We start from the raw sequence: 22855 nt of genomic DNA on the forward strand, positions 1-22855 counted from the left end.
TTCACCCCTGAACATTTCGGGTTTGATGAAAGCTCAGGGCAGGTTTGCCTTGGGCACCGCGAGTTCGGCCACCGGCCCCGCACCCAGAGTGTCGCCCGCAGGTGCCGGGTCCTCGAAGGCATCGGGCGGCAGCAGCGCCACGATCCGCGCGCCGGGCTCGCCCTTGACCGCATCGCGGCTGGGCACGAAACGCAGCTCGCCCTTGGGCTTGATCCGCATGATCGGGATCGCATTCGGGCGTTTTTCCTTCCAGTCCTCGACCGTGTATTCCTCGGAGAGTTTCGTCACCCGGAAACGCCAGCCCTCGCCGATCAACCCTTTGAGCGTCTCGAAGGTGCGGCCATTTGCAAAGCCGCGCCCGCCCAGCTGGGTCGGGAGGGTGTGGCGCGGGCGGTCATCCTTGGCGCGGGCAATCTGCCAGACGGCATCGCGGCCCAGTTCCGGCGCAAGGTCGGTCGCAACCAACGTGTTATAGGCGTCGTTATCCGTCGCGGCGAGCAAGGTCCCATAGGCGATCAGCTCGACGCTGTCCTCGGCGGCCTCGCCCAGAATGTCGCCGTAAAAGGTCTTGATCCCCGCCGCGCGCGGGCGGATCAGGTGGGCATGGTTGGGATCGGTGATCAGCACCGGCACCTCGGTTTTCTGAAGTGTCTCGGCCAGTTGCGTCGTGAAGCGCGAGCCGCCGACGATCAGAAGCCCCGGTTTTTCCTTGTTCGCAAGACCCAGCCAGCGCCCCAGCGGGGCGAGCGTGAAGCCATGCAGCACCACGGTAGACAGTACGAGAATGAAGGCCAGCGGCCCCATCCGCGCGCCATCCTCGATACCGGCCTCGGCGAGGCGCTGCCCAAACAGACCCGCGACCGCCACCAGCACAACCCCGCGCGGGCCGGTGAACGCGATGAACAGCCGCTCTTTCATCGGCAGCTTGGTTCCCAAGAGCGAGACCAGCACCGTGAGCGGGCGCGCCAGCAGCACGACCGAGACGACAAAGAGCGCCGCGCGCCAGTCGAGCATGGCGATCTGTTCGGTGGTCAGCCCCGCTGCGAGCAGGATGAACACGCCCGAAACGAGGAGCACGGTTGCATGTTCCTTGAAACGGCGCAGCTCCGTCATCGAGGGCAGGTCGGCATTGGCGATCACAAGCCCCATCACCGTGACGGCCAGCAATCCGCTTTCGTGCAGCAGGCGATCCGACGCCGCGAATGCGGCCAGAAGCGCCACGAAGAGGACCGGGACTTTCATGAATTCGGGCACCCGCCCCCGGCGGAACGTGTAGGCGATGCCATAGCCCGCGGCGATGCCGATCAGGGTCGCCGCCCCGATGCCCACGGCCAGATCGGCCAGTGCCGCCCCCGCCGAATGGCCGGCACGCAGCACCAGCACCACCTCGAAGGCCAGCACCGCGGCCAGCGCGCCGATCGGGTCGTTGACGATCGCTTCCCATTGCAAAAGCTGCGCGGGCCGCCGGGCCAGACGCGCCGAGCGCAGCAAGGGCGCGATAACGGTCGGGCCGGTCACGATCATGATGCCGCCGAACACCGCTGCGGCCTCCCAGCTCAGCCCCGCGGCGTAGACCAGTGCCAGCGTCGAGGTCAGCCAGCCCAGCGGCGCGCCGATCAGCACCAGACGTTTCACCCCGCCACGCGCATCGCCCAGCCGGTGCAGATCAAGCGAGAGCCCGCCCTCGAAGAGGATCACCGCAACGGCCAGTGAAATCAGCGGGCCTGTCAGCGCCCCGATATCGCGCGCGGGGTCGAAAATTCCGGTCGCGGGCCCCACAAGAAGCCCCGCCGCCAGCATCAGAACGATGGCCGGCAACCGCAGCCGCCATGCGAGCCATTGCGCGCCGACCCCACAGACCCCCACCAGACCAAAGGCCGTCACAGGATCGAGACCTACCGATTGAATAGCCACGCGCGCACCCTCTGAAATCTAAACCGAACCCGGATGAAGGCAGGATTGACGCCGGGATGCAAGCCCAAGCCTCACGTCACAGCGTGCAGATTGACCTCTGGCCTCAGATGAAGTAGCAGATGCCCACCCGCAATCCGGCGGGTCTAAACCGGGGCGCCCGATCCGTTTGCGTCCCTTCACCCTGCGGTCCGACACCGCAAGACAGGACGTATATGACCAAGTTTTCCGACCTCAACCTTAACCCCAAGGTTCTCAAGGCTATTGAAGAAGCGGGCTACGAGACGCCCACGCCGATTCAGGCTGGCGCGATTCCGCCCGCGCTTGAGGGCAAGGATGTGCTGGGGATCGCCCAGACCGGTACCGGCAAGACCGCCTCTTTCACGCTGCCGATGATTACGCTGCTCGCCCGTGGCCGCGCTCGCGCCCGGATGCCGCGCAGCCTTGTGCTCTGCCCGACCCGCGAACTTGCCGCACAGGTCGCCGAGAACTTCGACATCTACGCGAAGCATACCAAGCTCACCAAGGCGCTGCTGATCGGTGGCGTCTCCTTTGGCGAGCAGGACAAGCTGATCGACAAGGGCGTGGACGTGCTGATCGCGACGCCGGGCCGTCTGCTCGACCATTTCGAGCGCGGCAAGCTGATCCTGACCGATGTGAAGGTCATGGTCGTGGACGAGGCCGACCGGATGCTCGACATGGGCTTCATCCCGGATATCGAGCGCATCTTCCAACTGACGCCCTTCACGCGCCAGACGCTGTTCTTCTCGGCCACGATGGCCCCCGAGATCGAGCGGATCACCAACACCTTCCTGCACGCGCCCGAACGGATCGAAGTCGCGCGTCAGGCGACCACCTCGGAAAACATCACCCAGCGTCTGATCGAAGTCACGCCCGCGCGGCGCGACCAGACCGCCAAGGCGAAACGTGAATTGCTGCGCGCGCTGATCACCCAAGAGGGTGAGACCTGCACCAACGCGATTGTGTTCTGCAATCGCAAGGTCGATGTGGATATCGTCGCCAAATCGCTCAAAACGCACGGCTTCAACGCGGCGCCGATCCATGGCGACCTCGATCAGTCGCAGCGGATGCGCACGCTCGACAGCTTCCGCGATGGCTCGTTGCAGATCCTCGTGGCCTCGGATGTGGCCGCGCGCGGTCTGGATATTCCCGCCGTGAGCCATGTGTTCAACTTCGACCTGCCGAACCATGCCGAGGACTATGTCCACCGGATCGGCCGCACCGGACGCGCCGGGCGCAAGGGCGCGGCTTTCTCGATCGCGTCCCCGTCGGATGCGAAATATCTTGAGGCGATTGAAAACCTCGTGAAGCAGGAAATCCCGCGCGGAGAACTGCCCGAGGGTTTCGAACTCTCGGAAGGTGCGAAATCCGCGCCGCGCAAACGCGATGACGACCGCAAGAGCAGCCGCTCGCGCGGTGGTCGCAGCCGCGACCGAGATCGGGACCGCGCCCCCCGCGAGGACAACCGCGCGACTTCGCGCGCGGAAGAGCCGAAGACGGAAACCGTCGTGGCAGAGGCCCCTGCGCCCGCCGCCGAAGAGGCGAAACCCGCAGCCGCCGCTCCGCGTGAAGATCGTGGGGACCGTCGCAGCCGGGATCAAAATCGCAATGATCGCTCGGGCCGCAATGGCGGACGTGGCGACAAGCCGGTGGTCGGCATGGGCGATCACGTCCCCGACTTCCTGACCCGTAGCTTCCGCACCACGAAAGCCAAGGACAAGGCCGAGGACAACGCGCCCGAGGTCGAGACCGAAGCCGACGAAAGCTGATCTCAGCCCAGATAAACAAAAGGCCCGGAACCACGTTCCGGGCCTTTGTCATTTCGGTCTGTCGCGCACTCAGCCCGCCATCAGACGGCTGACCACAACGGTGACCTCGGGCTTTTTGCCGACCTCTTCCATGGTGACCTGACGCGCGATCCGGCGGATCGCCTCGTCCATCTTGTCGTCATTGGCGATGACCTTGTCCGAGGCACGCTCGAGAAATTCCGACAACTCGTCCTCGATCTGATCGGCCACGGCCGCACCGCGCTTGCCGACTTCCGGCAAGCCCATCAGCTCGACCCAGGCATCGCCCAGCGGCACGTCATCCTCGTCGATGATGACGGTAATGAGCACATGCCCGTTCAGCGCCATCCGGATGCGGTCGCGCACCACCCCGTCGAAGGCGCCGATCAGCACCGAGCCATCGAGATAGGTGCGCCCGGTCTCGATATATTCGACGACTTTCGGCACATCGCCGGTCAGGTCGATCATCGTGCCGTTCGTGGCGACTTCGGACTGGATACCCTTGGCCATCGCCAGTTTCGCATGCTCGCGCAGGTGGCGGTGTTCGCCATGCATCGGGATCAGGATCTTGGGGCGCAGCAATTCGTGCACCGCCTCGATATCGGGACGGTTCGCATGGCCCGAAACGTGGTAACGCCCGCCCCGGTCATCGACCACCTCGACCCCCATTTCCGAGAACGCGTTCATGATGCGGATCACGCCGCGCTCATTGCCGGGAATGGTCTTGGAGGAGAACAGGAACGTGTCGCCCTCTTTCATCTCGAGGCCAAGGTATTTCCCGCGGCTCAGCGCCGCCGAGGCCGCACGGCGTTCGCCCTGCGAGCCGGTCACGATCAGCATCAGGTTCTGGCGCGGCACATCCACGGCCTGTTCGGCGGGAATGGTGCCCGGGAAGCCGGTCAGCACGCCGGTTTCCTCGGCCGCCGACACCATGCGCTTCATCGCCCGCCCCAAGAGGCAGATCGAGCGCCCTGCGGCCACGCCCGCCTCGGCCAGCGTCTTCAGGCGTGCAACGTTCGAGGCAAAGGTCGTGGCGACGATCATGCCGTCTTGTGCGGCGATCATCTCGGTCAGCGGACCGGCCAGCGTCGCCTCCGAGCGCCCCGGCTCGGGCGAGAAGACGTTGGTCGAGTCGCAGGTCAGCACCCGGATGCCGTCACCTTCATTGGCGATCTCATGCCACATCTCGGCGTCGAAGGGCTCGCCCACGATCGGGTTGCCGTCGAGCTTGAAATCGCCCGTGTGCACGATGCGCCCGGCGGGCGTGTCGATGATCAGCGCCGAGCTTTCCGGGATCGAGTGCGAGATCGGCACGAATTGCACCTTGAACGGCCCGACCTCGATCACCTGCGGGCGCGGCGCGACGACGGTGATTTCATCCGCCGAGATCCCCGCCTCTTCCAGCTTCATTGCGCCGATCTTGCCGGTGAACTTGCGCGCGAAGATCGGCTTGCGCAGCTTCGGCCAATAATGGGCCAGCGCGCCGATATGGTCCTCATGCGCGTGGGTGATGAAGATCGCCTCGACCCGCGCGGCATTCTCTTCCAGCCAGGCGATATCGGCCATGATCAGATCGACGCCAGGCGAGCTGTCCATATCGGGGAAGGTCACCCCAAGATCGACGACGATCAGGCGCTCTTTCCCCTCGGGACCATAGCCGTAGACATACGCGTTCATGCCGATTTCGCCGGCACCGCCCAAGGGAAGATAGATCAGCCGTTCTTTCACGCCTCAAGTTCCTTGTTGTAATCGTTGATGAGCCGGAGCCCGTGAATGGTAAGGTCATAGTCGATACTGTCAAACAGATCGAAGCCCTGACTGAACAGCTCGGCCAGGCCGCCGGTCGCGACGACCTTCATCGGGCGGTCGCGTTCGATCCGGATCTGGCGCACGATGCCTTCGACAAGGCCGATATAGCCCCAGAACACACCTGACTGGATACAGGCAACCGTATTCGTGCCGATCGCCTTGTCGGGCATGGTCACATCGACATGAGGCAGCGCCGCCGCCGCCATGTGCAGCGCCTCGAGCGAGAGGTTCACGCCCGGCGCAATCACGCCGCCGATATAGGCGCCATCGGTGTCCACCACGTCGAAGGTGGTGGCCGTGCCGAAATCCACGACGATGATATCGCCGCCATAGCGGTCAAAGCCCGCGACCGTATTCACCAGCCGGTCGGGACCGACAGTCGTGCCCTCGTCGACACGCGGCTGCACTGGAAGGGCGCATTCGGGCTTGCCCACGACCAGCGGGCGGCAGTCGAAATAGCGGTTGCACAAGACCCGCAGGTTGAACACGACGCGCGGCACGGTTGAGGAAATAATCACCGAGTTGATCTTGGCGTCGATCTTCTTGAGCGCCATCAGCGTCGAGAGCCAGACGAAATACTCGTCCGCCGTGCGCTTGTGATTGGTCTCGATCCGCCATGTGGAGAGGAACGTCTCGCCGTTCCAGATCGAGAAGACCGTGTTGGTGTTGCCGCAGTCGATACACAGAAGCATGGGCGCCCCTTTCAGAAGAAGATATCCGCCGCCGCGATCGCACGCGGCCCGGCGGAGGTGGCGAGGACCATCGCCCCGCTCTCATTGATGGTCTCGAACCGCCCTTCGACGGTTTCGAGCGTGGTGCGTGCCGTCACGGTCTCGCCCAGACGCGCGGCGCGGGCCAGCCACGCGGTGCGGATCGGCGCAAAGCCGTAGGATTCGAACTGCGCCTGATATTTTGCAAAGGCGCGCGCCAGATAGGGCAGGAAATCGGTGGGGGGGATATCGGTGCCGGTCTCGCCGCGCAGGCTTACCGGGGCCATGGCACCGGGTTCGAGCGCACCGGGATCTGGCGCTTCGCGCAGGTTCACGCCGATGCCAATGGCCAGATGGCTGATCTGCCCGCCCGCACCGAGGCTTTCGAGCAGGATGCCCGCGATCTTGCCGCCATTCAGAAGCACATCGTTCGGCCATTTGATCGACAGCCGCGCATGGGGACCCGCGACCTGCGCCAATGCCTCGTCGAGCGCGAGCGCCGCGACAAAGGAATACAGCGCGGCTTGCTCCACGCCCTGCCACGGGCGGATCACCAGCGTCGCCGAGAAATTGCCCTTGGGGTGTTGCCACGCCCGGCCCCGCCGACCGCGCGCGGCCGTTTGTTCAAGCGCCAGAATCCAAGCGGGCCCCGCAAGCTGCGGGGCCAGTCTGGCCGCTTCCATCATGGTGGAGTCGGTGCGCTCGAGGACGTGGCGCGCCACGCCCTCGGGCCAATCCTGCGCCTTATTGGACAAGCGCTGCCGCAGCCGCCTGCGCGGCGCCCTCGATCCCGAACAGGTTGAGCGCGCCCAGCACCATCACCACGGCACTTGCGATCAGAAGCGCCCATTGCACTGCCGGCATGCGGGTCTGAATGCCCTCGCCCTCTTCACCAAAATACATGAAGTAGACGATGCGGAGGTAATAGAAGGCCCCGATCACCGAAGCGATCACGCCCAGCACTACGATCCAGACATAGCCCGCCGAAAGTGCCGCCGTCAGCACGGCGAACTTGGCGAAGAAGCCCAGCATCGGCGGCACGCCCGCGAGGCTGAACAGGAGCACCAGCATGGCCAGCGCCTTCACCGGCTCGGCCTTGGCATACATGTTCAGCGCCGAGATGTCGGTCACCGGCTGGCCGTCGCGCTCCATCGAGAGGATGAAGGCGAAAGTGCCGATATTCATCGCGACATAGATCGCCATGTAGAGCAGCGTCGCCTGCACGCCCGCCTCGGTGCCCGCGGTCAGACCGAGCAGCGCAAAGCCCATGTGGGCGATCGAGGAATAGGCCATCAGGCGCTTGATGTTGGTCTGACCGATCGCCGCGATGGCGCCGACGAACATCGACGCGATGGCGAGGAGCCCGATCACCTGCCCCCATTCGCCCGGCACGTGACCAAAGGCATCGAAGGCCAGACGCGCGATCAGCGCCATGGCCGCCATTTTCGGCGCGGTGGCGAAGAAGGCGGTCACAGGCGTCGGCGAACCTTCGTAAACGTCCGGGGTCCACATGTGGAACGGCACGGCCGAGACCTTGAACGCGAGGCCGATCAGCATGAACACGAGGCCAAAGAGCACGCCCACCGGCAGGTGGCCCTCTTCGATCACGGTGATGATGCCGTCAAAGCGCGTGGTGCCCGCGAAACCGTAGACGAGCGAGGCGCCGTAAAGCAGAACACCCGAACTGAGCGAGCCGAGCACAAAGTATTTAAGGCCCGCCTCCGAGGACTTGGTGCTGTCACGGCGCATCGCGGCCACGACATAGAGCGAGAGCGATTGCAGCTCGAGCCCCATATAGAGCGACATCAGATCGCCCGCCGAAACCATCATCATCATGCCGACCACGGCCAGCGTGATGAGGATCGGATATTCGAAGCGCAGCAAGCCGCGGCGGTTCATGTAATCCGCGCTCATCGCGAGCACGGCTGCCGCCGAGAGCATCACCGTCACCTTGGCGAAACGCGCGAAGGCGTCATCGACAAACAGCCCGCCAAAGGCCTGACGCGCACCGGAACCGCCAAAGCCCATCCACGCGCCGAACAGCACGAGGATGCCGACCGTGGCCCAAAGCACCGCGCCCGCCATCTTGTCCTTGCCCATGTAGACGCCGCCCAAAAGCGCCGCCATCGCGAAGAGCGCGAGCAGGAATTCCGGCAGGACCGTGGAGAAATCCGCAGAAGTCATTGTGTTTTCTCCTTAATGCGCGGCCGCTTGGGCCAATTCGGTGGCCGGCAGGCTGGCGTGGTAGTCGGTAACCAGCGCCTCGACAGAGGGGCCGATGATATCGGTGACAAGGCTCGGATAGATGCCGAGGATCAGGGTCATCGCCACGAGCGGCGCGAAGATCCATTTCTCACGCGCGGTCATGTCGGTGATGGTCTTGAGGCTCTCCTTGATGAGATCCCCGAACACCACCCGGCGATAGAGCCAAAGCGCATAGGCCGCGCTCAGGATCACCCCGGTCGCAGCCACAGCCGCCACCCAGGTGTTGACCTGGAAAATGCCCATCAGCGTCAGGAATTCACCCACGAAGCCCGAGGTGCCCGGAAGCCCCACATTGGCCATGGTGAAGAACATGAAGATCAGCGCATAGGCCGGCATCCGGTTCACGAGGCCACCATAGGCGTCGATCTCGCGGGTATGCATCCGGTCGTAGATCACGCCCACGCAAAGGAACAGCGCCCCCGAGATGAACCCGTGCGAGAGCATCTGGAAGATCGCCCCGTCGATGCCTTGCTGGTTCACCGCGAAGATGCCCATGGTCACATAGCCCATGTGGGCGACCGACGAGTATGCGATCAGCTTCTTCATGTCGGCCTGCGCCAGCGCCACCAGCGAGGTGTAGACGATAGCGATCGCCGAGAGCCAGAGCACGAAGCCCGACATCACGTCCGACCCCACCGGGAACATCGGCAGCGAGAAGCGCAGGAAGCCGTAGCCGCCCATCTTCAGCAGCACCGCCGCCAGCACCACCGAGCCTGCGGTCGGCGCCTGAACGTGCGCGTCGGGAAGCCAGGTATGGACCGGCCACATCGGCATCTTGACCGCAAAGCTGGCGAAGAAGGCGAGGAAGAGCAGCGTTTGCAACCCGCCAACAATCTGGAAGCCAAAGAGCTTGAAGCTCTCAGAGGCGAACTCGAATTGCAGCAGTTGCACCATGTCGGTGGTGCCAGCCTGCAGATACATCGCGATCATCGCCACCAGCATCAGCACCGAGCCAAGGAAGGTGTAGAGGAAGAACTTGAACGCCGCGTAGATGCGATCCTTGCCGCCCCAGATCCCGATGATGAGGAACATTGGGATCAGGCCTGCCTCGAAGAACAGGTAGAAGAGCACGAGGTCAAGCGCGACGAACACGCCGATCATCAGGCCTTCGAGCACGAGGAAGGCGATCATGTATTCCTTCACGCGCTTCTCGACGCCCCAGCACGAGGCAATCGTGATCGGCATGAGGAAGGTGGTCAGCATCACGAAGAGGATCGAGATGCCGTCTACGCCGAGCTTGTAGTTCAGGCCCATGATCCAGTCGCGGTCTTCGACGAACTGGAAGCCGGTATCGGCCGGATCGAAGCCCGCCAGCACGAAGAGCGAGATCAGGAAGGTCACCGTGGTCGCGGTCAGCGCGAACCATTTCGCGTTGCGATCCGCCGCCGCACCGCCACCGCGCTGCACCAGCGCGAGGATGGCCGCCGCGACGAGGGGAACGAAAGTGATGATGGAAAGAAGGTTTTCCATTAGTGCGACCCCCCGGTCAGGACGACCCAGAACATGAGCGCCACGATGCCAATGACCATGGCGAAGGCGTAGTGGAAGAGATAGCCGGACTGAACCCGGCCCGCGAGGCGGGTGAGCGCGGGGATGATCCCCATTGCGACCCCGTTGATGGTCCCGTCGATCGTCGCGCCATCGCCCTTCTTCCACAGGAAGTTGCCAAGCCACTTGGCCGGGCGGACGAAGATCGCGTCATAGAGCTCGTCGAAATACCATTTGTTGAGCAGGAACTGGTAGAGCGCGGGCTGCGCATCGGCCAGTTTCTTCGGCAGTTCCGGCGAGCGGATATAGAACAGCCATGCGGTGAACAGGCCGATCAGCATCGCCACGAAGGGTGAGACCTTGACCCAGACCGGCGCGTGGTGCGCGTCGTCCATCACGGTGTTGTCCGCCGCAAGGAAGATCGCCCCCGAGGTCATGTCGGGCGCGCCCGCATGTTCGGTTGCCGGAGCCGCATGCTCGGCGGCCGGGGCTGCGTGTTCTGCCGCTGCCGGAGCACCGTGATCGCCACCTTCGACTGCCGCCGCTTCGTGTGCGCCCGGCATGTGGAAGAACTCGGTCACCTTGTGGTGGTCGCCGAAGAAGCTGCCATACCAGAGCATCCCCGAGAACACCGCGCCAAGCGCCAGAACGCCCAGCGGGATGGTCATGACGGCGGGGCTTTCGTGCGCGTGCTCATGCGCGTGATGATCGCCACGCTCCTTGCCAAAGAAGGTCATGAAGATCAGACGCCACGAGTAGAACGAGGTGAACAGCGCCGCGATGACCAGCAGCCAGAAGGCGTAGCCGCCATTGGTGCCGGCATAGGCGCTCTCGATGATGGCGTCTTTCGACAGGAAGCCCGCGAAGCCGATGGTGGTCAGCGGGATGCCGACGCCAGTGATGGCGAAGGTGCCGATCATCATTGCCCAGAAGGTCAGCGGGATCTTCTTGCGCAGGTTGCCATAGTTGCGCATGTCCTGCTCGTGGTGCATCGCGTGGATGACCGAGCCGGCGCCAAGGAACAGCATCGCCTTGAAGAAGGCGTGCGTCAGCAGGTGGAACATGGCCGCGCCGTAGACGCCCACGCCCGCCGCCACGAACATATAGCCCAGCTGCGAACAGGTCGAATAAGCGATGACGCGCTTGATGTCGTTCTGCACGAGACCCACGGTCGCCGCGAAGAAAGCGGTGGTCGCGCCGAGATAGACGATGAAGGTCTTGGCCTCGGGGGCGAATTCATAAAGCGGCGACATCCGGCAGACGAGGAACACGCCCGCGGTCACCATGGTTGCGGCGTGGATCAGCGCCGACACGGGCGTCGGGCCTTCCATCGCATCCGGCAGCCAGGTGTGCAGGATGAGCTGAGCCGACTTGCCCATGGCGCCGATGAACAGCAGAACCGCCAGAAGGTTGGCCGCGTTCCAGTCGGTCCACAGGAAGTGGAGCTGGGTCTCGGCCAGGTGGGGCGCTGCGGTGAAGACGGTGTCCATGTCGATCGAGCGGGTCAGGTAGAACAGCCCGAAGATGCCGAGCGCGAAACCGAAGTCGCCGACCCGGTTGACGACGAAGGCCTTCATGGCGGCCGCGTTCGCGGAGGGCTTCTTGTAGTAGAAGCCGATCAGCAGATAGGACGCGACACCCACGCCTTCCCAGCCGAAGAACATCTGGAGCAGGTTGTCCGAGGTCACCAGCATCAGCATGGCAAAGGTGAAGAACGACAGGTAGGCGAAGAAGCGCGCCTTGTAGTGCTCTTCATGCGACCAGTTGTCGTCATGGGCCATGTAGCCCATCGAGTAGAGGTGCACGAGCGCCGACACGGTGGTCACCACGATCAGCATGATCGCGGTCAGACGGTCGAGGCGGATCGCCCAGTTGGTCGAGAGGTCGCCCGACTGAACCCAGTCAAGCAGCGCGATGTGTTGCGTGTGGCCGTCGAAACCGAGGAAGGTCACCCAGCTCAGGGCGCAGGCGAGGAACAGGAGGCCCGTGGTCACGACCTGGGCGCCTTTTTCCCCGATGATGCGCCAGCCGAAGCCCGCGATCAGGGCGCCGACAAGCGGCGCGAAGAGAATGATCTGTGCCATCGGCCCTTACCCTTTCATCACGTTGACGTCTTCGACGTCGATGGAGCCGCGGTTGCGGAAGAACACCACGAGGATCGCCAGACCGATCGCGGCCTCAGCCGCGGCCACGGTCAGGATGAACATGGTGAAGATCTGCCCCGCCAAGTCCCCGAGATGCGCCGAGAAGGCGACCATGTTGATATTCACTGCCAGAAGCATCAGTTCGATCGACATCAGGATGACGATGACGTTCTTGCGGTTCACGAAGATCCCGAAGATCCCGGTGACGAACAGAGCCGCCGCCACGCCCAGGTAATGTTCAAGTCCGATCATTTCTGTCCCTCCGGGTCTTTTGCCCGCGTCTTTCCATGAATTCCGTTGTCTGACATCACAGCCCCTGCCCCGGCTTGACGTCCACCATCTCCATCGCCTTGGCCGGATCACGATGCATCTGCGCGAACACGTTCTGGCGCTTGACGTCCTTGCGGTGGCGCAGCGTGAGCAGGATCGCCCCGATCATCGCGACCAGCAGGATCAGACCCGCCGCCTGGAAGAGGTAGAGATATTGGTCGTAAATCAGCAGGCCGAGCGCCTTGGTGTTCTCCACGCCCTCGGTGACCGGCGCCATGCGCAGCGCTTGCGCGCCCTCTGCGGCTTTCCAGGTGCCAAACGCCACGCCCAGTTGCAGCAGCATCACCACACCGATCAGAAGCCCGAGCGGCATGTAGCGCGCCAGCTCACCCTTCAATTCGGCGAAATCGACGTCCAGCATCATCACCACGAAGAGGAACAACACCGCGACCGCGCCGACATAGACGATGATCAGAAGCATCGCCACGAACTCGGCACCCAACAGGACGAACAGCCCCGAGGCCGACAGGAAGGCCAGGATCAGCCAGAGAACCGAGTGGACCGGGTTTTTCGACACGACCACCATGAAGCCCGCGACCACCGCCGACAGGGCGAAGAGGTAGAAGGCAAAAGCAAACACCGTCATGTGTTTTCCCCCGATTTTTCGTCAAAGACCGCGCGCGCGATCTCCAGCGCCTTGGTCATGGCGGGAACCCCGCCGAACATGCTCATCTGGAAGATCACCTCGGCGATCTCCCGCTGCGTTGCCCCGGCTTCGAGCGCATGGCGGATCGTCAGGCGCAGCTGCGCCTCGGCCTGCGCGCCCAGCACCGTGAGCGCCGCGATGGTGACCAGAAGGCGCGTGCGCGCATCCAGCCCCTCGCGGTTGAAAGTCTTGCCGAACCACATCTCCATCATGTCCTTGGACATGGTGGGGAAGAGTTTCTCGAAGGCGCCCGGGTCGAAGCTTTCCAATGCGGGATTGAACAGGCGGGCCATCTCGGCCCCCTGCTCCATCATCGTGCTGAAAAGTTTCTGGAATTCTTCGTTCATGATATCCGTCGCTTAGCGATAGGGCGCGTCCAGTTCGAGGTTGCGGGCGATTTCGGCCTCCCAGCGGGCGCCGTTCTCAAGGAGTTTCTCCTTGTTGTAGAACAGCTCTTCGCGGGTCTCGGTGGCGAATTCGAAATTCGGCCCCTCGACGATGGCATCCACCGGGCAGGCCTCTTGGCAGAAGCCGCAATAGATGCATTTCGTCATGTCGATATCGTAGCGCGTGGTGCGGCGCGAGCCGTCGGCGCGGGGTTCCGCGTCGATGGTGATCGCCTGTGCGGGGCAGATCGCCTCGCAGAGTTTGCAGGCGATGCAGCGCTCTTCCCCGTTGGGATAGCGGCGCAGCGCGTGCTCACCCCGGAAACGGGGCGAGAGCGGGCCCTTTTCATGCGGATAGTTCAGCGTGGGCTTGGGCGCGAAGAAATACTTCATGCCCAGACCGAAGCCTTTGATGAAATCCACCAGCAGGAAGTATTTCGCTGCGCGTGCGTAGTCGAACGCCATCGGATTAGCCTCCAATCATCCAGCGGGCCCAGAAGCCGCCGAGAATTTCGAATTTCGCAAGGAAGGACACGATCACGACCCAGGCGAGCGAGAGCGGCAGGAACACCTTCCAACCGATGCGCATGAGCTGGTCGTAGCGGTAGCGCGGCACGATCGCCTTCACCATCGCGAACATGAAGAACATGACCCACATCTTGCCGACCATCCACAGCGCGCCGTCCGGGATGCCGGGAATGGGCGAGAGCCAGCCGCCGAAGAACAGGATCGACATCAGCGCGCACATCAGGAAGATCGCGATATATTCGCCAGCCATGAACAGCAGGTAGGGGGTCGAGGAATATTCAACCATGAAGCCCGCGACGAGTTCGGATTCCGCTTCGGGAAGGTCGAAGGGCGGGCGGTTGGTTTCGGCCAGCGCCGAGATGAAGAACAGCGCCACCATCGGCAGGTGCGGCAGCCAATACCAGTTGAACAGCCCGACATTGCCGCGCTGCGCCTCGACGATCGCGCTCAGGTTCATCGAGCCGGTCGAGATGATCACGCCGATGATGATAAGACCCAGCGAGACCTCATAGGAGATCATCTGTGCCGCCGAGCGCAGCGAACCGAGGAACGGGTATTTCGAGTTCGAGGCCCAGCCGCCCATGATCACGCCGTAAACCTCAAGCGAGGAGACCGCGAAGACGAAGAGGATCGCCACGTTGATATCGGCGAGCACCCAGCCCTCGTTGAACGGCACCACCGCCCAGGCGAGGATGGCGAGCACGAGGCTCAGCATCGGAGCGAGGAAGAACACGAACTTGTCCGCGCCCGCCGGAACCACGATTTCCTTGACCACGTATTTCAGCGCGTCGGCCACCGATTGCAGCAGGCCGAAGGCGCCCACGACGTTCGGGCCCTTGCGCATCTGGACCGCGGCCCAGATCTTGCGGTCGCCATAGACCAGGAACAGAAGCGAGAGCATCACGAACGCGATGATCCCAAGACCCTGCACCGCGATCAGAAGCGCCGTGCCCAGTGGTGTTGCCAGAAACTCAGCCATGTTGTCCCTCAGACCGCCTTATTCTCAAACCGTCGGTATGCCGCGATCCGCGCAATCCTCGACCGTCACTTCGGCGTCGATTGTGCGCAGACCACGCGGCAGCGCGGGCGAAATCGTGTAAACAGCATCCGCCCGCCAGATACCGCCCTCTTCTTGCGTGACATTCGTGCGGACATGCCGCGCGAAGCCGTAGCCGCGGATCAGCGCATATTGCGCCGCCGCGCAGGTGGCGTAGGCCGCCACGTCGTTCTCGTCCCCGGTCCCCTGAACGGAGACCCTGAGGCTCACCAGTTCCGCGTCGATCATCCGCGTCTCGACACCGCCATAGACCGGCTGCGTCGCTGGGCGCTGATCGGCCCCGGCCCCATCCGCAGGCATGCAGGCGGCCAGCCCGACCAGAAGGCCGGGGGCGATCGCCTGAGCTTTGGACAGGAGACGGGCCATACGCTTACTCCGCCGCCATCGGGGCCGAGGCGCGCGCCTTGGCCGCAGCGGACAGCTCCGCCATCAGCACGCTGGCGCGGGCAACCGGGTTGGTGAGGTAGTAATCCTTGATCGCGCGGCGGAAGGTGGCCGCGCCCATGTCGCGCTTGGCGACCGGGGTCCAGGCGTTCTCGACGACCTGATCGACCTGTGCCAGATGCGGCACCGCCGCGACCATCGCCTGACGCAGACCGGCGAGCGAGTTCCAGCCCTGGGTCGCGCCCAGTTCCGCCGAAAGCGCGCGCAGGATCGCCCAGTTCTCCTTGGCCTCGCCCGGCGCAAAGGCCGCGCGGAAGGCAAGCTGCGGGCGGCCTTCGGTGTTCACGAAGAGACCGTTTTCTTCCGTATAGGCCGCACCCGGCAGGATCACGTCGGCACGGTTCGCCCCACGGTCGCCATGGCTGCCCTGATAGATCACGAAGGGACCACCTTCGGAGGCCGGGGTGATCTCCACCTCGTCGGCACCCATATTATAGATCACTTCGACGCCCTGGACGGCGGCATTCAGCCCGCCCTCGGTGACAGCGCCAACGTCCATCGCACCCACGCGGCCAGCGGCCGTGTGCAGCACCAGCATCTTGCCCGAGAGCGCCATCGCATGCGCCAGAACGGCTTCGCCATCGGCTTCCGAGATCGCGCCCTGACCCACGATGACCAGCGCCCCCTCGGCGGCCTTGGCCTTCGACAGGGCCGCGCGGTCGGTTCCGAGATGCTCGTAATCATAGGTCAGATCGACAGCTTCGCCGATCAGCTTGACCGGGGTGCCACGGCTCCAGACCTTGCGGATGCGCGCGTTCAGAACCGGCGCCTCGGCGCGCGGGTCGGTGCCGATCAGGATGATTTCCGAAGCGGTTTCAATATCTTCGATCGACGCATTGCCGACATAGGCCGAACGGTTGCCCGCCGGCAGGCGCGCGCCATCGGTGCGGCATTCGACGGTGCCGCCCAGACCCTCGATCAGCGACTTGAGCGAGAAGGCGGCTTCGGTCGAGGCGAGATCACCGACCAGACCCAGCACCTTCTTGCCCTTCATCGCCTCGGCGGCGCGGGCCAGAGCCTCACCCCAGCTGGCCGGGCGCAGCTTGCCGTTCTCGCGCACATAGGGGCGGTCGAGGCGCTGGCGGCGCAGACCGTCCCAGACGAAGCGCGACTTGTCGGCCAGCCATTCCTCGTTCACGCCGTCATGGTTGCGCGGCACGATCCGTTTCACTTCGCGGCCCTTGGTGTCCACACGGATGTTCGAGCCAAGCGCGTCCATCACGTCGATGGTCTCGGTCTTGGTGAGTTCCCACGGGCGGGCGGTGAAGGCATAGGGCTTCGAGGTCAGCGCGCCGACCGGGCAAAGGTCGATGATGTTGCCCTGAAGGTTACTGTCCAGCGTCATGTTCAGATAGGAGGTGATCTCGCTATCCTCGCCGCGCCCGGTCTGGCCCATCTGGGTGATGCCCGCAACCTCGGTGGTGAAACGCACGCAGCGGGTGCAGGAAATGCAGCGCGTCATCGTGGTGGCGACGAGCGGCCCCAGATCGAGATCGGTCGAGGCGCGCTTGGGCTCGCGGAAGCGCGAGAAATCGACGCCGTAAGCCATGGCCTGGTCTTGCAGATCGCATTCGCCGCCCTGGTCGCAGATCGGGCAGTCGAGCGGGTGGTTGATGAGCAGGAACTCCATCACCCCTTCGCGGGCCTTCTTGACCATCGGCGAGTTGGTTTTCACGACCGGCGGCTGGCCTTCCGGCCCCGGACGAAGGTCCTTGACCTGCATCGCGCAAGAGGCTGCGGGTTTCGGCGGGCCGCCGACGACCTCGACAAGGCACATCCGGCAGTTGCCCGCGATCGAAAGACGCTCGTGATAGCAGAAGCGCGGCACTTCGATGCCCGCCTGCTCGCACGCCTGGATCAGCGTGAGGTTGGGATCAACCTCGACTTCGTGGCCGTCGATGATGAGTTTGCGAAGGTTCGACATGGGTCCCGATCCGTCAGTTGGCAGGCGCGCGGTCGCCCGCGCTCGATTTCGTTTCAGTTTGGAGGCAGCGGCTCATGCACAGCCCCCCGGAAAGATCCAGGCCCCGGCCCGGAAGTTGTCTCTGGTGCCAGAGGCGACACCTGCGCCCCGGCAATAGGCATTGGCCGCACGCTTGGCCTCGGCGCCCTCGTCATAGCCGAATGCCATGGCGCTGCGCGTGACCATCAGCCCCTCCGCCCCCGCGACCACAGCGTAGCCCTCCGGCGCGTGCCGGGGGCCGATGCTGGCCGTGGTGTCGCCCGGCATCGCACAGGCGGCGAGCGCCAGCGTGCCGAACGTCATGGGAAGGGCTCCGTGCATGCGTTTCACTCCGCCGCCATCGCGCCCATACGACCCGTCTTGCGAGCCTTGATGCGGTCTTCGATCTCTTCGCGGTAATGGCGGATGAGACCCTGGATCGGCCAAGCGGCTGCGTCGCCGAGCGCGCAGATCGTGTGGCCTTCGACCTGTTTGGTCACGTCGAAGAGCATGTCGATTTCCTCGACCTCTGCCTCGCCGGTAACCAGACGCTCCATCACACGCATCATCCAGCCGGTGCCTTCACGGCAGGGCGTGCACTGACCGCAGGATTCGTGCTTGAAGAACTTGGAGAGGCGCCAGATCGCCTTGATGATATCAGTCTGCTGATCCATCACGATCATGCAGGCGGTGCCGAAGCTCGACTTCAGCTCGCGCATGCCGTCGTAATCCATGATCGCGTCTTCACACAGATGCGCAGGCAGGACCGGGCAGGATGCGCCGCCCGGAATGACGGCCTTGAGGTTCTTCCAGCCGCCACGGACGCCACCGCCATGCTTCTCGATGAGTTCCTTCATCGAGATCGACATCGATTCCTCGATGACGCAGGGGGTGTTGATATGGCCCGACATGGCGAACAGCTTGACGCCGGTATTGTTCGGACGCCCGAAGGAGGCATACCAATCCGCGCCGCGACGCAGGATGGTCGGCACAACGGCGATGGATTCCACGTTGTTCACCGTGGTCGGGCAGCCATAAAGGCCCGCGCCCGCCGGGAAGGGAGGCTTCATCCGGGGCATGCCCTTCTTGCCTTCGAGGCTTTCGATCAGGGCGGTTTCCTCGCCGCAGATATAGGCGCCGGCACCGTGGCTCAGGTAAACGTCGAAATCGACGCCCGACTTGCAGGCGTTCTTGCCGATCAGACCCGCGTCATAGCATTCGTCGATGGCGGCCTGGAGAGCCTCTTTCTCACGGACATATTCGCCGCGGATGTAGATATAGGCGGCATTCGCCCCCATCGCGAAACCGGCGATCAGCGCGCCTTCAACCAGCGTATGCGGGTCGTGACGCATGATCTCGCGGTCTTTACAGGTCGCGGGCTCGGATTCGTCGGCATTGATCACGAGGTAATGTGGACGGCCATCCGATTGCTTCGGCATGAAGGACCATTTGAGACCCGTCGGGAAGCCCGCGCCGCCCCGGCCACGCAGCCCCGAGGCCTTGACCTGATCGATGATCCAGTCGCGCCCGTTGGCGAGAATACCGGCCGTGCCATCCCATTGCCCGCGCTTCTTCGCGCCAGCGAGGGAGCGGTCGTGCATCCCGTAGAGGTTGGTAAAGATCCGATCCTGATCTTTCAGCATGTCAGTTCCCTCATGTGCCGGAGCCCCGGCGCCAGATGCGCCAGACCTGAGCCAGCGCGAAGATATACGCGGCCAAGGCCGCCAGATCGCCCAGAACCGCGTAGCGCGGTTCCAGACCCGTTTGCTTTCCGACCCATTGCAGGCCCAGCCAGAGCACCGTCGTCAGCGCGATCACAATGGCGGCCAGCCGCCCGTCTCGCTTATTCGCTTTCGATTGCTCCGACATTCACCCTCAATAGTCGTTCGTTTTTGCCTTCTCGAGGAAGACATCCATGCCCTCCTCGCAGATGATAATCGCCTGCGAGACCCATTTGTCGCGCGAGCAGCGGCCCTTGAAGCGCGGCACATTCGCATCGGCAAACGCCACCTCGGCGGCGCCCCATTTCGCGATCTGGTCGTAATGGAACACGCCCCAGCCGTTCAGAACGTCTTCGAGCTTCGGCCCGATGCCTTCGATCACCTTGAGATCGTCGGCCCCGGCCTTGCGCGGCGCCTTAAGGCCACGCGGTTTCTTGCCTTCGCCCGCAGCCGCGACATCGGCGTCGCTCGGGGCTTTCGGGGTCGCCTTAGCTTTGGGTTCCGCAGCCTTGGCCGCCGGTTTCGCAGCAGCTTTCTTCGCGGCGGGCGCCTTTTTGGCGGCGGGCTTTTTCGCTGCGGGCTTCGCCTCGGCCTTGGCGGCCGGAATATCCGCAAAGCCTTGGGCGGGCGCCGGGCTTACAGCGGCACCACCCGAGGCCACGGCAGCCGGAGCCTCGGTCGCGGCAGCCTTGGTCGCGGGCGCGCCCGAGGCGAGACCGGTCGGCTTGGCGCTATCCGGTGCGGCCCCTGCGGTCGTCGCGGCGGGTTTCACCGAGCCTGCGACGCTTGCGGTCGCATTGGCGCTCGGCGCGGGCGCCGCGGTTTTCGGTGCTTCAGCTTGAACCGGAGCCGGGGCCGCCGGAGCGGAGGCCGGGGTCGGCATGGCCGCGACACGGGCCGGTGCATGCGCAATATCGCTCCCGGTGCAGAACGCCCAAACGAGGAAACCGCCGAACAGGAGACAGGCCATCAGCCCGAGGAACAGCGCAGCGAGGAAGGACTGATGGCTCACCAGCAGCAGGAATGCCGCAACGAGCAGCCCCAAGGCCGCGCCGCCCAGCCAGGCCTTGCCCCGGCATCCAGTGTCTTGTCCCGCCATGTTCCTCTCCTATCCCTTGGTTCAATCGTTACTTTTTATAGATGTCGTCCTTCTTGGCGCGGGACGAGAATTCCGTCTCTTCGCCTGCAGCCAGTTTCGCGGCTTGCGAGACCCAATTGTCGCGGCTCGCGCGGCCCTTGAAGCCTTCGAGATTGTCATCGACCCAGTCGAGTTCCGCCTGCGACCATGCAGCCACCTGATCGAAATGGAAGAAGCCCAGCGAGTGCAGCAGCGCCTCGAGTTTCGGGCCAACGCCCTTGATCATCTTGAGGTCGTCGGCCTTGCCGCCGCGTGCCGCGCTGAGCGTGGCGGGCTTGGTGCCCTTGACCCCACCCTCGGCAGCCACGGTCTGGCCCGCATCGGCCTTCGCCGTGCCGCCCTTCGAGTTCTTGGTTTCGGCCGGTTTGCCCTTGGCGGTCGCGGTCGCTTCCTGCTTGGTCACGCCGGTCTTGTCGATGGGCTTCTTGGCCGAGGGTTTCGGCTCCGCCTTGGTCGCGGCCTTGGCAGCGGCAGCTTGTTGCACAGCCGATTTCGGGCGATCCGCGCCCATGATGCCGATCGGCGCGAACTGGTTCGCGGCCCAAGGAGCATGCAGCGGCACTTCGGTCCCGTCGATCCGTTTGATCGAGTCGCCAACCGACACCGCCAGCGCGACAGAACCGTTATAGTCTTCCTTGTCGCCCGCCGTTTCGGTGAGCGAGGTCAACCCATCCTTCGGTTCCGACGAGAAGCGACCGATCTGCGAGCCCGCCTTGGGCGTCTTGCCCGCGGCCATGTCGTCGATCAGCTTGGCGAGGCTCTCTTCGGTGAGGTCTTCGAAGTAATCCTTGCCGATCTGCGCCATAGGTGCGTTCGCGCAGGCGCCGAGGCATTCGACCTCTTCCCACGAGAACTTGCCATCCGCCGACAGCTCGAACGGATGCGCCGCGATCTTTTCCTTGCAGACCTTCATCAGGTCCTCGGCGCCGCAGATCATGCACGACGTGGTGCCGCAAATCTGGATATGCGCGACCGAGCCCACCGGGGCGAGCTGGAACATGAAGTAGAAGGTCGCCACTTCGAGCGCGCGGATATAGGGCATATCCAACATGTCGGCGACATATTCGATGGCCGGACGGCTGAGCCAGCCTTCTTGCTCTTGCGCGCGGAACAGCAGCGGAATGATCGCCGAGGCCTGACGCCCGACGGGGAATTTCGCGATCTGCGTCTGCGCCCATTCAAGGTTCGCGGGCGTGAATGCAAAGCTTTCGGGTTGCTCGTGATGAAGACGGCGAAGCATTAGCGGTCAATCTCCCCGAACACGACATCCATCGTGCCGATAATTGCGGACACATCCGCGAGTTGGTGGCCCTTGGCGACGTGATCCATGGATTGCAGGTGCAGGTAGCCCGGCGCACGGATCTTGGCGCGGTAGGGTTTGTTGGTGCCATCCGAAACCAGATAGACGCCGAATTCGCCCTTGGGGGCCTCGACGGCGGCGTAGGCTTCGCCCGCCGGGACGTGGAAACCCTCGGTGTAGAGTTTGAAATGGTGGATCAGCGCTTCCATCGAGGTCTTCATGTCGCCGCGCTTCGGAGGCGTCATCTTGCCCCGTGCCAGCACGTCGCCCTGCCCCTCAGGCGCGCGCAGCTTGGCGATCGCCTGATGGATGATCTTCACGCTCTCGCGCATCTCGGCCATACGGCAGAGGTAGCGGTCGTAGCAGTCGCCATTCTTGCCGATCGGGATCTGGAACTCGAACTCGTCGTAGCATTCGTAGGGCTGCGCGCGGCGCAGGTCCCATGCAAAGCCCGAACCGCGCACCATCACACCCGAGTAGCCCCAGTCGAGGATCTCTTTCTCGGTGATGATGCCGATCTCGGCGTTGCGCATCTTGAAGATGCGGTTCTCGGTCAGCAGCCCTTCGATATCGTCGAGCACGAGGGGGAATTCGTTCGCCCACGTCTCGATATCGTCGATCAGCTTCGAGGGCAGGTCCTGATGGACGCCGCCCGGACGGAAATAGTTGGCGTGCAGGCGCGCACCACAGGCACGCTCGTAGAACACCATCAGCTTCTCGCGCTCTTCGAAGCCCCAGAGCGGCGGCGTCAGCGCGCCCACGTCCATGGCCTGCGTGGTCACGTTCAGCAGGTGGTTCAGGATGCGGCCGATCTCCGAGTAGAGCACGCGGATCAGGCTGCCGCGACGCGGCACTTCGGTGCCGGTCAGCTTCTCGATGGCGAGACACCAGGCATGCTCCTGGTTCATCGGCGCCACATAGTCGAGGCGGTCGAAATAGGGCAGGTTCTGGAGATAGGTGCGGCTCTCCATCAGCTTCTCGGTGCCGCGGTGCAACAGCCCGATATGCGGGTCCGCGCGCTCCACGATCTCACCGTCGAGTTCGAGCACCATCCGCAGCACGCCGTGTGCCGCCGGGTGCTGAGGCCCGAAGTTGATGTTGAAGTTCCGGATCTGCTGCTCACCCGTCAGAACGTCTTTGGAGCCGTCATCGTAGGTGTTTTGCCGGATATCGCCGTCCATGGTCGTACCTCTGTGTTGCCGATGCTGCCGGGGCCTCTCGGTCCCGA

The 22855-nt window shown here is 63.9% G+C and carries 21 protein-coding genes; 1 reads left to right on the plus strand and 20 read right to left on the minus strand.

Annotation, left to right across the window (positions count from 1 at the left end; genetic code table 11):
• Positions 1-33: 33 nt before the first annotated feature.
• Positions 34-1914 (minus strand): cation:proton antiporter, encoded by a 1881-nt coding sequence (locus tag P0X85_RS06105; RefSeq protein WP_275810103.1) that lies wholly within the window; start codon positions 1912-1914, stop codon positions 34-36.
• Positions 1915-2126: 212 nt separating this feature from the next.
• Here P0X85_RS06105 and P0X85_RS06110 point away from each other — a divergent pair, with 212 nt between their 5' ends.
• Complete coding sequence (locus P0X85_RS06110) at positions 2127-3701, plus strand: DEAD/DEAH box helicase (RefSeq protein ID WP_275810106.1); 1575 nt, start codon at positions 2127-2129, stop codon at positions 3699-3701.
• 69 nt (positions 3702-3770) lie between these two features.
• Here the strand turns inward: P0X85_RS06110 and P0X85_RS06115 are convergent, their stop codons facing one another.
• The 19 genes from P0X85_RS06115 to P0X85_RS06205 all read right to left on the minus strand — a co-directional run bounded on the left by P0X85_RS06115 (position 3771) and on the right by P0X85_RS06205 (position 22808).
• Positions 3771-5396: a ribonuclease J gene (locus tag P0X85_RS06115; RefSeq protein ID WP_275810652.1), complete on the minus strand. Its 1626-nt coding sequence runs from the start codon at positions 5394-5396 to the stop codon at positions 3771-3773.
• Between the two features lie 47 nt (positions 5397-5443).
• On the minus strand, positions 5444-6220 hold the full coding sequence (locus tag P0X85_RS06120) for a type III pantothenate kinase (RefSeq protein WP_275810109.1): 777 nt from the start codon (positions 6218-6220) through the stop codon (positions 5444-5446).
• A gap of 11 nt (positions 6221-6231) precedes the next feature.
• Entirely contained in the window at positions 6232-6993 is a 762-nt protein-coding gene (locus P0X85_RS06125) for a biotin--[acetyl-CoA-carboxylase] ligase (protein ID WP_275810112.1), read from the minus strand.
• On the minus strand, positions 6983-8422 hold the full coding sequence (gene nuoN, locus P0X85_RS06130) for an NADH-quinone oxidoreductase subunit NuoN (protein ID WP_275810114.1): 1440 nt from the start codon (positions 8420-8422) through the stop codon (positions 6983-6985). Before nuoN ends, P0X85_RS06125 begins: the two co-directional genes overlap by 11 nt.
• Before the next feature lie 12 nt (positions 8423-8434).
• Positions 8435-9973 (minus strand): NADH-quinone oxidoreductase subunit M, encoded by a 1539-nt coding sequence (locus P0X85_RS06135; protein WP_275810116.1) that lies wholly within the window; start codon positions 9971-9973, stop codon positions 8435-8437.
• A complete protein-coding gene (nuoL, locus tag P0X85_RS06140; RefSeq protein WP_275810119.1) occupies positions 9973-12075 on the minus strand; it encodes an NADH-quinone oxidoreductase subunit L in 2103 nt (700 codons plus the stop codon). The genes P0X85_RS06135 and nuoL overlap by 1 nt, the downstream gene beginning before the upstream one ends.
• 6 nt (positions 12076-12081) lie before the next feature.
• Entirely contained in the window at positions 12082-12387 is a 306-nt protein-coding gene (gene nuoK / locus P0X85_RS06145) for an NADH-quinone oxidoreductase subunit NuoK (protein WP_275810122.1), read from the minus strand.
• Between the two features lie 55 nt (positions 12388-12442).
• Positions 12443-13051, minus strand: a complete 609-nt coding sequence (locus P0X85_RS06150) for an NADH-quinone oxidoreductase subunit J (protein ID WP_275810125.1) — start codon at positions 13049-13051, stop codon at positions 12443-12445.
• Positions 13048-13458: a carboxymuconolactone decarboxylase family protein gene (locus P0X85_RS06155; RefSeq protein WP_275810128.1), complete on the minus strand. Its 411-nt coding sequence runs from the start codon at positions 13456-13458 to the stop codon at positions 13048-13050. The genes P0X85_RS06150 and P0X85_RS06155 overlap by 4 nt, the downstream gene beginning before the upstream one ends.
• Positions 13459-13470: 12 nt before the next feature.
• Positions 13471-13962 carry an NADH-quinone oxidoreductase subunit NuoI gene (gene nuoI, locus P0X85_RS06160; protein WP_275810131.1) on the minus strand — a complete coding sequence of 164 codons (492 nt, stop codon included), beginning with the start codon at positions 13960-13962 and terminating at the stop codon, positions 13471-13473.
• 4 nt (positions 13963-13966) lie between these two features.
• Positions 13967-15004, minus strand: a complete 1038-nt coding sequence (gene nuoH, locus P0X85_RS06165) for an NADH-quinone oxidoreductase subunit NuoH (RefSeq protein ID WP_275810134.1) — start codon at positions 15002-15004, stop codon at positions 13967-13969.
• Positions 15005-15028: 24 nt separating this feature from the next.
• Entirely contained in the window at positions 15029-15448 is a 420-nt protein-coding gene (locus tag P0X85_RS06170) for a hypothetical protein (protein WP_420851790.1), read from the minus strand.
• Between the two features lie 4 nt (positions 15449-15452).
• Positions 15453-17450, minus strand: coding sequence for an NADH-quinone oxidoreductase subunit NuoG (gene nuoG / locus P0X85_RS06175; protein WP_275810137.1), 1998 nt, complete (start codon positions 17448-17450; stop codon positions 15453-15455).
• Between the two features lie 72 nt (positions 17451-17522).
• A complete protein-coding gene (locus tag P0X85_RS06180; RefSeq protein ID WP_275810140.1) occupies positions 17523-17792 on the minus strand; it encodes a hypothetical protein in 270 nt (89 codons plus the stop codon).
• A 23-nt stretch (positions 17793-17815) separates the two neighbouring features.
• Positions 17816-19111, minus strand: coding sequence for an NADH-quinone oxidoreductase subunit NuoF (gene nuoF / locus P0X85_RS06185; protein ID WP_275810143.1), 1296 nt, complete (start codon positions 19109-19111; stop codon positions 17816-17818).
• Between the two features lie 10 nt (positions 19112-19121).
• Positions 19122-19337: a DUF5337 domain-containing protein gene (locus P0X85_RS06190; protein WP_275810146.1), complete on the minus strand. Its 216-nt coding sequence runs from the start codon at positions 19335-19337 to the stop codon at positions 19122-19124.
• A 6-nt stretch (positions 19338-19343) separates the two neighbouring features.
• Positions 19344-20288 (minus strand): hypothetical protein, encoded by a 945-nt coding sequence (locus P0X85_RS06195; protein ID WP_275810150.1) that lies wholly within the window; start codon positions 20286-20288, stop codon positions 19344-19346.
• A 28-nt stretch (positions 20289-20316) separates the two neighbouring features.
• A complete protein-coding gene (locus P0X85_RS06200; protein WP_275810153.1) occupies positions 20317-21567 on the minus strand; it encodes an NADH-quinone oxidoreductase subunit E in 1251 nt (416 codons plus the stop codon).
• The gene (locus P0X85_RS06205) at positions 21567-22808 is read right to left on the minus strand and encodes an NADH-quinone oxidoreductase subunit D (protein WP_275810157.1); all 1242 of its coding nucleotides are present in this window, start codon (positions 22806-22808) and stop codon (positions 21567-21569) included. Before P0X85_RS06205 ends, P0X85_RS06200 begins: the two co-directional genes overlap by 1 nt.
• Positions 22809-22855 lie beyond the last annotated feature (47 nt).

Source organism: Pseudothioclava nitratireducens (assembly GCF_029210495.1).
Lineage (GTDB): Bacteria > Pseudomonadota > Alphaproteobacteria > Rhodobacterales > Rhodobacteraceae > Pseudothioclava > Pseudothioclava nitratireducens.